The sequence below is a fragment of the Pseudoalteromonas sp. S3260 genome (genome assembly GCF_005886925.1).
GTDB lineage: Bacteria > Pseudomonadota > Gammaproteobacteria > Enterobacterales > Alteromonadaceae > Pseudoalteromonas > Pseudoalteromonas tetraodonis.
On sequence record NZ_PNCV01000043.1, the window covers coordinates 79038 to 90653 of the forward strand.

General features: G+C 39.1%; 13 protein-coding genes. 5 read left to right on the forward strand and 8 right to left on the reverse strand.

Annotation, left to right across the window (positions count from 1 at the left end):
* Positions 1-18: 18 nt before the first annotated feature.
* Entirely contained in the window at positions 19-1191 is a 1173-nt protein-coding gene (locus tag CWC14_RS08965; RefSeq protein ID WP_171036836.1) for an MFS transporter, read from the reverse strand.
* A 115-nt stretch (positions 1192-1306) separates the two neighbouring features.
* Between CWC14_RS08965 and CWC14_RS08970 the strand changes: the two genes are divergently transcribed.
* Together CWC14_RS08970 and CWC14_RS08975 are read left to right on the forward strand one after the other, a co-directional pair.
* Positions 1307-2194 carry a LysR family transcriptional regulator gene (locus tag CWC14_RS08970; RefSeq protein ID WP_171036837.1) on the forward strand — a complete coding sequence of 296 codons (888 nt, stop codon included), beginning with the start codon at positions 1307-1309 and terminating at the stop codon, positions 2192-2194.
* Between the two features lie 113 nt (positions 2195-2307).
* Complete coding sequence (locus tag CWC14_RS08975; protein ID WP_138562464.1) at positions 2308-3348, forward strand: metal-dependent hydrolase; 1041 nt, start codon at positions 2308-2310, stop codon at positions 3346-3348.
* Positions 3349-3416: 68 nt separating this feature from the next.
* Here CWC14_RS08975 and CWC14_RS08980 read toward each other — a convergent pair whose 3' ends face one another.
* The 3 genes from CWC14_RS08980 to CWC14_RS08990 all read right to left on the reverse strand — a co-directional run bounded on the left by CWC14_RS08980 (position 3417) and on the right by CWC14_RS08990 (position 5686).
* The gene (locus tag CWC14_RS08980) at positions 3417-4328 is read right to left on the reverse strand and encodes a sensor domain-containing diguanylate cyclase (RefSeq protein WP_138562466.1); all 912 of its coding nucleotides are present in this window, start codon (positions 4326-4328) and stop codon (positions 3417-3419) included.
* Positions 4329-4332: 4 nt separating this feature from the next.
* On the reverse strand, positions 4333-5139 hold the full coding sequence (locus CWC14_RS08985; RefSeq protein WP_138562468.1) for an alpha/beta fold hydrolase: 807 nt from the start codon (positions 5137-5139) through the stop codon (positions 4333-4335).
* Positions 5140-5416: 277 nt separating this feature from the next.
* Positions 5417-5686 (reverse strand): hypothetical protein, encoded by a 270-nt coding sequence (locus CWC14_RS08990; RefSeq protein ID WP_138562470.1) that lies wholly within the window; start codon positions 5684-5686, stop codon positions 5417-5419.
* A 252-nt stretch (positions 5687-5938) separates the two neighbouring features.
* On the opposite strand from CWC14_RS08990, the gene CWC14_RS08995 reads away from it, so the two are divergent.
* Together CWC14_RS08995 and ykgO are read left to right on the forward strand one after the other, a co-directional pair.
* A complete protein-coding gene (locus tag CWC14_RS08995; RefSeq protein WP_028834757.1) occupies positions 5939-6205 on the forward strand; it encodes a type B 50S ribosomal protein L31 in 267 nt (88 codons plus the stop codon).
* Complete coding sequence (ykgO, locus tag CWC14_RS09000; RefSeq protein ID WP_002958669.1) at positions 6202-6336, forward strand: type B 50S ribosomal protein L36; 135 nt, start codon at positions 6202-6204, stop codon at positions 6334-6336. The genes CWC14_RS08995 and ykgO overlap by 4 nt, the downstream gene beginning before the upstream one ends.
* 52 nt (positions 6337-6388) lie before the next feature.
* On the opposite strand, the gene CWC14_RS09005 is transcribed toward ykgO, so the two are convergent.
* Both CWC14_RS09005 and CWC14_RS09010 read right to left on the reverse strand, forming a co-directional pair.
* Positions 6389-6775, reverse strand: a complete 387-nt coding sequence (locus CWC14_RS09005; protein WP_138562472.1) for an OsmC family protein — start codon at positions 6773-6775, stop codon at positions 6389-6391.
* 9 nt (positions 6776-6784) lie between these two features.
* Positions 6785-7174, reverse strand: coding sequence for a cytochrome b562 (locus CWC14_RS09010; protein WP_036983935.1), 390 nt, complete (start codon positions 7172-7174; stop codon positions 6785-6787).
* A 136-nt stretch (positions 7175-7310) separates the two neighbouring features.
* Between CWC14_RS09010 and CWC14_RS09015 the strand changes: the two genes are divergently transcribed.
* The gene (locus CWC14_RS09015; protein WP_138562474.1) at positions 7311-8390 is read left to right on the forward strand and encodes an ABC transporter substrate-binding protein; all 1080 of its coding nucleotides are present in this window, start codon (positions 7311-7313) and stop codon (positions 8388-8390) included.
* Between the two features lie 52 nt (positions 8391-8442).
* Here the strand turns inward: CWC14_RS09015 and CWC14_RS09020 are convergent, their stop codons facing one another.
* Both CWC14_RS09020 and CWC14_RS09025 read right to left on the reverse strand, forming a co-directional pair.
* Entirely contained in the window at positions 8443-10221 is a 1779-nt protein-coding gene (locus CWC14_RS09020; RefSeq protein ID WP_138562476.1) for an alpha-amylase family glycosyl hydrolase, read from the reverse strand.
* A gap of 20 nt (positions 10222-10241) precedes the next feature.
* Entirely contained in the window at positions 10242-11462 is a 1221-nt protein-coding gene (locus CWC14_RS09025) for a glycosyltransferase family protein (RefSeq protein WP_036983932.1), read from the reverse strand.
* Positions 11463-11616 lie beyond the last annotated feature (154 nt).

Here is an 11616-nt window from a genome sequence, read left to right on the forward strand (position 1 = left end):
ACCTATATGAGTTCGGCTTTATTTAGCCTGAACATTATGTTTATCTAGCCTGCCACTGTATCGAGTGACTATTAAAGCCAGTAATGAAACAACGGCCCCAATCCATGCGGTATCTTTTAGTTCCATATGCTCGACTACAAGCCCCCCTGTAACAGAGCCTAAGGCTATTCCAATATTAAACGCTGCGATGTTTAAGCCCGATGCGACATCTACCGCATTAGGAGTGTGCTTTTTTGCCTGTTTTACTACATAAAGCTGCAATCCTGGTACATTACCAAATGCAAATGCCCCCCATATTAAAATAGTCAGCACCGCGGCTACTTTTGATTCCATAGTAAAGGTGAAAGCCAATAAAATAATTGTTAACACGCTAAATATAATACTCAGTGCGCTAATTGGGCCTCGCTTGTCGGCTAATTTTCCGCCCCATATATTACCAACAGCCACCGACACACCATAAACCAGCATTATTAAACCAATAGCGGATGGTGCAAAGCCAGTTTGCTGCTCTAATATAGGCGCTAAGTAAGTAAACGCGGTGAACGTACCGCCGTAGCCTAATATAGTCATTAAATAAACGAGCAATAAGCGCGGCTTAACAATAACCTGTAGCTGCTCTTTAAACGTCGCCGGAATAGACTGCTTTAAGTTTTTTGGTACTAAAATAGCGCTGCCAATTAGCGCAATTAAACCTAATGCCGAAACCACTAAAAAAGTTGCACGCCAGCCAAAGTGCTGGCCAATCCATGTTCCTAATGGCACACCCGTTACAAGCGCTACCTTAAGGCCGGTAAACATAATTGCGATAGCGCTCGCCTCTTTGTCTTTACTTACCAAGCTTGGTGCTATCATTGAGCCAATAGAGAAAAATACACCGTGAGCTAAGCCTGTTAGTATGCGCGCCAGTATTAGTGTTTCGTAACTCGGCGCTTGCCAAGCTAATAAATTACCCATAACAAATAAGCCCATAAGGCTTATAAGTACCACTTTTCGGTTCCAGCGCCCCGTTAATGCAGTGAGTACCGGTGCGCCAATAGCTACACCAACTGCATATAAGCTCACTAGTAAGCCTGCTGATGGTAAGCTCACCCCTAAATCGTTTGCAATAGTTGGCACTAAACCCACTATAACAAACTCGGTTGTTCCAATTGCAAATGCGCTTAAGGTAAGCGCCCATAAAGCCAATGGCATAAATACATCCTCATTTTTAAAATAGATGCATAGTGTGTGTAAAAACAACTTTGCAATAAATAGCATAAATGGCAAAATACTTTTGTTTATTTTGCAAATATAAATGAGTGAATTTATGCCTGTTCAAGCTAAAACTGAAGATCTAGAAATGTTTATTACCATTGTGGATTGTGGCAGTTTTTCCGGTGCGGCTAGTTTACTTGATTTAAATGTAGCTAAGGTTTCAAGAGCGCTATCTCGCCTTGAAAGCAGGCTAAACTGCACATTATTAAACAGAACAACTCGGCGTTTAGAACTGACCGAGGAAGGACATATATACATAGAATATGCGCGAAAGGCTTTAAACACTCTGCTCTTAGGGGAAGAAACAATAAAGCTACTTAAGCAAGCACCTAGCGGGCACTTGCGTATAGATGCAGCAAGCCCTTTTGTTTTACATCAACTAGCGCCACTAATTAATGAATTTAAAAAGCAATATCCGCAAATCACGCTCGATATTACCTCCCACGACAATATTATTGATTTACTTGAGCGCAAAACAGATTTAGCTATTCGCATTGGAGACTTAAAAGATTCAAACCTGCATGCGCGAAAATTAGGCCAAAGTAAATTAAAACTGGTCGCAAGCGCTGATTATTTAAAAAATGCGCCACCGTTACAACAGGTTTCAGATCTTAAAAACCATAACCTAATTGGCTTCAGTGAGCCCAATACTCTTAATCAATGGCCCTTGAAGCATGAGCAATCACTGCACTTTGATTTAAGAGCTAGCAGCGGCGAAACCATTAGGCATTTATGTATTGCTGATCAAGGCATAGCACTTCTCTCACAATTTATGATTGCAGAAGATTTAGCCAAAAAACGATTAATAGAAGTTTTACCCCACAGCGTGAGTAGCCCAAATAGCCGAGAGTCTATTTATGGCGTTTATTACAAAAATGGGGCGGTTTCTTCCCGTATCGTAGCATTTTTAGATTTTATACAACCGCGACTAAGTTTATAAATCGCTTTTAAATTGAGTTTAAAGAGCAACTTAATGAAATAATTTACATTATTGACGGTTTTAAGATTAAGCTGAGTATAAACACTGCAGTTGCATTATTTGGATGAGGTAGTATGGATTCTTTAACACAAGTCGCATTAGGCAGTGCCGTAGGCTACGCGGTACTAGGCAATAAAGTAGGTAGAAAAGCCGTTGCGTGGGGCGCTATTTTAGGCACTTTACCCGATTTAGATGTGTTTTTACCCTATGGCGGTAGTGTAGAGGCATTTACCTATCATCGCGGTTTTAGCCATTCTTTATTTGTGCACTTGTTAATTAGCCCCTTAATTGTTTGGCTAATTTTAAAAATACACACTGGCATGCAAGCGTATAAAACGCGTTGGTTTTGGTTAGTGTTTTTATGTTTATCAACCCATGCACTATTGGATGCACTCACTGTGTACGGTACGCAATTAATGTGGCCACTTACAGAGCATCCGTTTGCGGTTTCAAATATGTTTATTATTGATCCCCTCTACACGTTACCACTTTTAGTAGGGGTTATAAGCACTTTAATACCAAAAATAACCGCCCCGACCGCCTACAAAATTAACGCAATTACGATCACGGTAAGTACTCTCTATTTATGCTGTTCGCTTATTCTTAAAGTTGTTATTGACGATAAAGTCAACACTGCGCTGCAAAACAGAGGCATCACAGTCAATGAATACATTAGCACACCAGCACCATTTACTACTTTGCTTTGGCGGGTGGTTGTTATGTCGGATGGGAAATATTATGAAGGCTATGCATCGGTGTTTGATACAGCCAACGAGGTTACCTTAAATGCATACCAAACAACCCCTTCTTTACTAAACGAGATTAAAAATGAATGGGGTGTTAAACGCTTGCAGTGGTTTACAAAAGGGTTTTATTCCGTTCGCGAGCAGCAAGACAAAGTTATTCTCTCTGATTTACGCATGGGCATGGAGTGTGCTTATGTGTTTAATTTTGTTGTCGGTCAGAAAGATGGCTCAGCAATCAGTGTCGGTAATTTTGAAAAAATAAGCCAAAGACCCAACTTAAACAACTTACCTAAAATATGGGATAGAATTTGGCACCCCGATACCGTATTGGCATCGCCATTAGCAAAAATCAACTGTGTAGAGCAATAATATCAACTATAACTGCCGTCTTTTGGGTAAGCTCAACTCAATACCTTGTTGAGTTTACCTCTATTTAGTTAGGGGTTATCGTATAATTGGGTTCTGTTTTTTCCGCGCTCTTTGGCTTCATATACCGCATTATCGGCTTGGGCAAATAAATCAGTAAACGTCGTTTTCGCACGACTTAAACTTGCCCCAATACTGGCGGTTACTGGGCGATTACCTACTTTAATTTCAGCAATTAATAAATGCAGCCTTTGGCAAAATGACAAAGTATCTGCTTTATTTGTATCTGGCAGCATAATTAAAAACTCTTCACCGCCGTAACGAGAAATAAGATCGGTTTGTCGACCAAAATGTTTAAGACGTTGCCCCAACTCTTTTAAAACCCGATCCCCTTCTAAATGCCCAAAGGTATCATTAACGACTTTAAAATTATCAATATCTATTATTAATAAAGCAACCGACTGCTTTAATCGCATAGCCTGTTCGAGTAACAGCACGCTGCGGCAATTCATCTCTCTTCTATTTAATAAATTGGTTAACTCATCGGTAGACGCTAAAGATTGTAAGCGTTCAGTTTGCGCTTCTAACTTTTCCCGTGTTTTAATCAGCTCGTCGTAAAGCTTATCTCGCTGAGTCGCGTTAAAAAAGCTCCAGTATATATAGCTCTTTTCATCAAGCTGAGCATTAACGGTAACCGCCATACGCTCGCCTTGGGCGCTGAGCATAATTAACTGCATTTCTTGGCATTGCTTTTCGTGCAGTAAGGTAGGAAACACATAACTTTGTAAAAATATTTTTGATGATTTAGTTATAATTTTATCAACCGACTTGCCAATAAGCTCATTAGTATTCCACTCTAATTCCTTTTGAAAATAAGTATTTGCATAAACAATAATGTTATCTGCATTTGTCACTAATGCACCATTTAAAAAGTGATCTGCGGAATAATCAGCAAGTTTTTCATCTACTTTATTAAGTGACATGTGGCTAACTCACAAAATCAAAAATTAAACGGCTGACTGTTTCTGGGTGCGTCATATGTATACAGTGGCCATGCGCACTAATAACCTTAAGTGTTGCATTTGAAATTTCATTCGCTACAAACTCCCCCACAGAAGGTGCGGCTAAAGCATCATTTTCACTTTGTAAAATTAAAGTAGGCTGTTTTATATGTTCAAGTATAAAACGGTAGTCGGATAAAAACGTGGCTTCTGCAAAGGTTTTTGCAATAAGGGGATCGGTTGAGCAAAAACTTCCCGATAGTTCCGCTATAAATTCATCAGGATGAGAACTCCCCATAACCAAAGGCGCTAAGTAATTGGCCCAGCCAATGTAATTTTTATCCATTAGGTTTAGTAGTTCGTGCAAATCTTGTTTTTCAAATCCGCCAAAATAATCAGGGGGTAAATTTAAAAAACACGGTGAGGGGCAAACCATAACAAGCTGAGCAAATAACTCTGGTTGCTCAATGGCAGCAAGTGCACCAATTGTTGCGCTAACAGAGTGGCCTATAAATGTAATATCGGTAAGTTCAAGTGCGGCACATATTTCTAGTACGTCTTTGGCATACCCATCAAGGGTTGAGTAGCGCTGTTTATTATATTTAGCCACATCAGAGTTACCTGAGCCTACATAATCAAACAGCACTAAAGTAAAATGTTGTTCAAGGGCAGGAATAATAAATCGCCACATATTTTGGTCACAGCCAAAGCCGTGAGCCAACACTAAGGTTTTATCACCCTTGCCAATTATTTTGACGTTGTTTCTGCTGAGTATTTCATTTAAATGTTGCATGCTGAATTATCCCTTTCTTATTTCAACTTATTAATGGTAGTTCAACTACGAGCCGAAACTAATATTTTAACACTAAATGCAGTTTAACTTATTATAAAGCTTTAAACATCAATTAGTTAGTTGAAAAATAATCAAGGGGCAAAGTACATACTATTGTATTGAATAAGTGTAATTAATTATTTCGCTTATCTATAAAAACAATGCCTTTTTAACATTAAATTACAATCGTATAGCCAGTGTTAGCATAATGACTAATTAATATGCCTAATACAAACAGTTAGTTTTGGTGCTCATACTGTCCGCGATATACTTCAAATACTTTTAGCACGGTGTGTTGTTCTTTTGAAAGAGAGTCAAACCAGTCATCAAATAACTCATCATCTTCTTGTTCGCTTAATGCTAAATAATGAGCAAGCAATTCAATGATATCGTTATGAGAACATGCGAGTGAGTCAACTTGTTTTGCCAATACACTATGATCGCGCTCCCTAAGAGTGTCCATAACTCCTTGGTCGATTTGGTCTTGTTGTGCCTGAGCGTCACTCATAAACTACCTCTATTCTACGTGTTTAAATTTTTATTATTTTTTTTGCTGAGACTAGTTATAGCAGCCTAAATACTAATAGCCAGTACTTTTGATCTAAGTGCTTATTTTTTGACTAGATTGTGCAAATACGCAGCAATTACGGTGCGTTAAAGACTATTTAACCAAAGGTCAGGCTATTTAAAATGATTTGCAAAGGGAAAATAAATACGTTAAATTAAATGATATACTATCACATAACATTAAAGGCGTTTAATGAAGCCCAATATTCACCCTGATTACCATGTGGTTGCTTTTCATGATACTGCAGCTGATTCTTACTTTATTATTGGTTCAACCATTAAAACCAATCGCACTATCGAAATAGACGGTAATACATATCCCTATGTGCCTATTGATGTTTCATCTGACTCACACCCATTTTATACCGGAAAACAAAAAACACTTGCTACTGATGGCCGCGTTGCGCAATTTAATCGTCGCTTTAAAAACCTCTCTACAGCTAAAAAGGAAAGCAAATGAAAGTATTAAGTTCATTAAAAAGTGCAAAACAACGACCAGGTTGTCAAATTGTAAAGCGCAAAGGGCGAGTATTCGTGATATGTAAAAACAACCCTAGATTTAAAGCCGTGCAGGGTATGAAGAAAAAATAGTGGGATAAATAATAATGCCGAGTTTATACTCGGCATTATTGTTAAAGGGTATTTACTTTACTTCAACAGAAAACTCAGGCACTGCCTGAATAACCTTTTTCACGGTACATGTATTTACAGCAGCAATAAGTGCTTTTTTATATTTTTCGGGGAAACCTTCTGGCAAGCCAATTTCGATTGAAAAAAGCTTCTTACCGTTTTCATCCACATTTTCGTTATTTTGTGTCAGTGTCATCCCTTCAGTCGAGATCTCTCTTTGCTGACAAAATTTACGCGCATAAAAACCAGCGCACAACACCATGCTTACTAAAAAATAGTCAAACGGCTCTGGGTGCTCTGCATCACCACCAGCGTTTATGCTTTGCTCGCTTATAACTTCATGCTCACCAAACTTAGCACTCAACTTTTGACCTTCTAACATTGAAACTGAAATTTCCATTGCTAATCCTTATTTTCCAAACAGTAATTCAAAAAAGCCTGGAGGCTCATGTAATTTATGATATTTTTTGCGTAAATTATCGATAGCTTTAAGTGGTTTTTTTGCAGCTTCGAGTCCCTGCTCATTCGCTACTTTTTTGGCTAACTGGGCTTGAACAAGTACTTTATCGAGCCCTTGCACCGACTTCTCAGCTTCTTTATAAAATTTGGCTTTCTTACCTTGCTCTATCAATCCAATAAATTCATCGATAGCACCATTAAATTCTTTAAGTTGGGTTGCTTCAACACTTTGTTTATAAGCCAGCCCTATATTTTTCATGGTCTTTTCTAAATCACTTACGTCATTAGCGGCAACTGTTTGACTAAAGAGTAATACTATTAACAATAAAACTGCTTTCATTCATAAATCCTAAAAAAATTAATTGCTGCATACATGGTAAACTTACTAGGGTATTATATAGCATAACGCTTAGATGTCACCACGGAGCTAGTTAGCAAGATAAAAATCGAGCTTTATAAAATATATAGAGAAACATATGCCTTTGTTTAAATTACACCGCCTGATAACTTTTTCCTGCCTGCTATTCAGTAGTTACAGTATTAATGCCTTAGAGATCATATTCATCAATCCTGGCTTTTCAAATTCAACTGAAGCTAATAGCAATAAAACCGGTGATTTTTGGTTTCATGTTTCTAAAATTATGCAAAATGCTGCCACAGATTTAGATGTGACATTAACTATAAAATACGCCAATCGAAATCATATTTTAATGAAAGAGCTGATCCAGCAGGCCATTAACGATAAGCCTGATTACCTGTTATTGGTAAACGAAAAAAATGTTACCAGTAAGTACCTATCTAAAATAGACAGTAACAATGTTCCCATTTATTTTTTATTAAATCGTCCCTCACCAGCGTCACTTGATATGTTACGTGAAAATGGCACTAACATAGTCGGTAGTGTTACCCCAAATAATCGCGTTGCAGGTAAATTATTAATGCAGCAGCTTTATAAAAAGTTTACCTATAAAACAACAACTAGCGCACATATATTGGCGTTATTAGGCGACTATGCAACGCCTGCTTCTATTATGCGCACTCAAGGGTTAATGGATTTTTTAACGCAAACACCGCAAGTCACCTTAACCGCTAAAGAGGTTGCCAATTGGTCTGAACAAGAAGGGTTTACAAAAACCTTGGCGTATGTGCAGCAAGCCCCTGAAATTAACATTATTTGGTGTGCGAATGACGCGATTGCGTTTGGCGCAAAAAGGGCATTAAAACAGCTAAACATACAATCACAGGTTATTGTGGGCGGTATTAACTGGGAGGTTCCACCTAATACTAGTTCAGAGCTTGATGTATCTATAGGAGGTCATGTTTTATTGGGGGCTCATGCAATTATAAACTTATTTGATAACCATACTGATTTAAAGCGTTGGCCACTTTTTCACAGCACTAATGATATTTTTCAGCCACTCAACGATACAAATAAGCCTTTATATAATGCAATTAATGCGAATAACCTAGCCGAAATAGACTTTTCGCAGTTTAGTAAAACCCGCCCAGACAAAGTTGAATTTACTATAGAAAACTTACTACTCGCGCTTGAGTAATGTAACTGTAAAGCCCCTTTACAGTTACATTGATTACTTTAAACGTCGTTATTTATGCTCTATTAGATAACCAGAGTGTTTGATACGGTGCTAATTGCATAGTTTTAAGCTCTTCATCCAGCACTGTTATAGAAATAAGCTCAACCCATTGCTGAGTATTTATTAAGTTTAAATCGGCTAAGGTTAAGCTTTGTGGCTGACTGCTAATATTATAAACACAAAAAATACTTTGCTGACGGTCAATGCTTTGTCGCCAAAATCCAAATAACCCCTCTCCTAAGTGCAAAGTAAATTGTGTGGCATTAGGATGGAATGCTGCTTGCCTTTTACGCACTGCTAATAACTGTTTTATTCCCTTAAACACCTGGTGGTGATGGCTGTATTTTTCTTCAATTGCCGCTAACAATTTTGATTCTTGCCAGCGATGACGATTAATTGCGCGATTGTGCTGCGAATTTTCAAAACGCTCATAGTCATTAGTTGTACCAAGTAAACTATGTATATATAGCCCTGGTATGCCTTCCATTGCAAACATAATGGCATGGGCACACAAAAAACGCTCAAGGCCATATTTATCTGCGCCGTTATGCGTACCTTGTAAGGCATCAAACAAAGCAATATTTAGCTCATAGGGGGTATGCGTGCCATCGTGACTGGTGCGCATTGAAACACGCCCCCCAAATTGCATGGTCGTACTGACTAACGAAGCAACTTCACTCGGTTGTAATAACCCTTCAATTGGCCTCAAACCAATGCCATCATGAGAGGCTATAAAATTAAAATATGCGGTACCATTTTGTGCTGGCGGCATGCTCATCATCCAGTGCTTAAGCGCCGTACTATCACCGCTAAGTAAAGTGTGCAATAACAACGGCGGCAAAGCAAAGTTATAAATTGCATGGGCTTCGTTGGCATTACCAAAGTACGATAGGTTTTCTTGATTAGGAATATTGGTTTCGGTAATAATCACCACACTGGGCTCAGCATGCTCAATCAGCGTTCGCAGTAAACGCACCACTTCATGAGTTTGTGGCAAATTTATACAACTGGTATTGAGTTGTTTCCATAAAAATGCCACGGCATCAAGGCGAAATAGGCGAATACCGTTATCTAAATAGTGGCGAATAATGCCGACAAACTCTTTTAACACCTCGGGATTTTCAAAATCAAAATCCACTTGATCATGACTAAATGTGCACCATACATGTTTTTCACCGCTTGCTGTGGCTACCGTATTTAATAGTGGCGACGTACGAGGACGAACAACTTGGCTTAAATCGTCAGTTAAACTGGCTGTTTTAAAGTAATCTTTTCCGGGGTGTGTGTCAGTTAAAAAGTTTTCAAACCAAATACTTCGACTAGAGCAATGATTAATTACTAAGTCAGCCATTAACTTTACATCGTTGGCAATCGCATTTATGTCTTGCCAGTCGCCCAGCGCTTCATTAACGTGTGCATAGTTCATTACCGCAAACCCTTCATCTGAGCTATACGGATAAAAGGGTAAAATGTGCAGTGCATTAAGCTGATGATCGCACTGCTCTTTTATAAAGCGATGCAAGGTTTTTAACGGGGCTTCTAAGGGAGTCCCAACGGCTAACTCACTGTCTTCATGGTTTATTATCGAATCGCCATAGGCTATTAGCACAACATCTTGTTCATCCCAGCGGTTAGTGTGTGGCGTGGGATCGCGAAGTGGGTTATCACCTAGAATTAAGGTGATCAATTCTTCAGTCAATTCGCTTATTGCTATCGGTAATTCAACATCTTGATAAATAGCATATAAATGTTGTTCAACTCGTTGAAAAAACTGTTCTTTAACTATACTCACAGGCGCCTCGTTTAATGATGTTAACTGTATTGCTCGTTATCTAGCTCAACGGCTTCTTTTAAACGCTCAAGTACGTCTGGCATTGCCGAGGCCACACGGTTCCAACTTGGCACAAAGGGGGCTTCCATTGGGTTTTCTAAAAAGTGCTGACCGGCATTCATGATATTTTGCGCAAACATTTCAACGGCTTTTTCTTCTTGGTGAATATCAAGGGTTAAACCGTTCATTAGTGCATCATTGTGATAGGTTTCAATAAAATCTAAACCAATGCGGTAATAAGTCGCTTTTAATGAACGTATGGTTTCGCTGGTAAAGGTAACCCCCTGAGTCGCTAGCTTTCTAAATAGTGCTTTTGTGATATCAATCGACATTTTAGAAAGGCCAGCGGTTTGGTCGTCGAGCGATAACGCCTGATGTTTATGATCGTAGTTGTCGGCAATATCAACTTGGCATAAGCGGTTATGGGAGTAATTACGATACATTTCACTTAATACGCCAATTTCTAACCCCCAGTCACTAGGAATACGAATATCGTTTAATACATCACGCCTAAACGAAAATTCACCGGCTAATGGGTAACGAAACGAGTCCATGTATTCTAGGTAATCACGGCTGCCTAAAATGGTTTTAAACGAGCGCAATAACGGAGTAACCAGTAAACGCGATACTCGACCATTTATTTTTCCATTGGCGGTGCGCGGGTAAAAGCCTTTACAAAATTCATAGTTAAATCGAGGATGTGCAACAGGGTATATTAATCGCGCTAATAAGCCTCGGTCATAAGTTAAAATATCGCAATCATGCAAGGCGATTGATTCAACCTCAGCGGTGGCTAATTTATACCCCATGCAATACCACACATTACGCCCTTTACCGAGCTCGCGTGGCGCCACACCTAAGGCTTGAAGCTCTTTATCGAGCGCCTGCAAACGGGGGCCATCGTTCCACAACACTTTATGATTTTGATCGAGCGATTTAAAAAAGTTAAGTGCATAACGATATTGGCTTTCGTCGGCTCTGTCTAAGCCTATGGTAATTTGTGATAAATAAGGTACTTTTTGCAGCTCTTTAACAATATTTTGTAGCGCGGGGCCTTCTAACTCACTAAATAATGAGGGCAAAATAAGCCCCATGGGTCGCTGCTTACTAAAACTAAGCAACTCTTTTTCTAAATCGTCTACGGGTCTATTGGCAATGTTATGTAGTGTTGTAATGATGCCATTTTGATAAAAATCAGCCATGTAAACTATGCTCCTCAGAACTAGGGTCTGTTGACCTTTGCGGATTAAAATTTGTTCAAACTAGGGGCGGTTTAATCGCGGCGCGAGGTTTGTAACCTAGTGGGCTAAGTAAAAACCGAGCAAAGCTTCCGCGTCCTGCTCACGCCCCTTACCT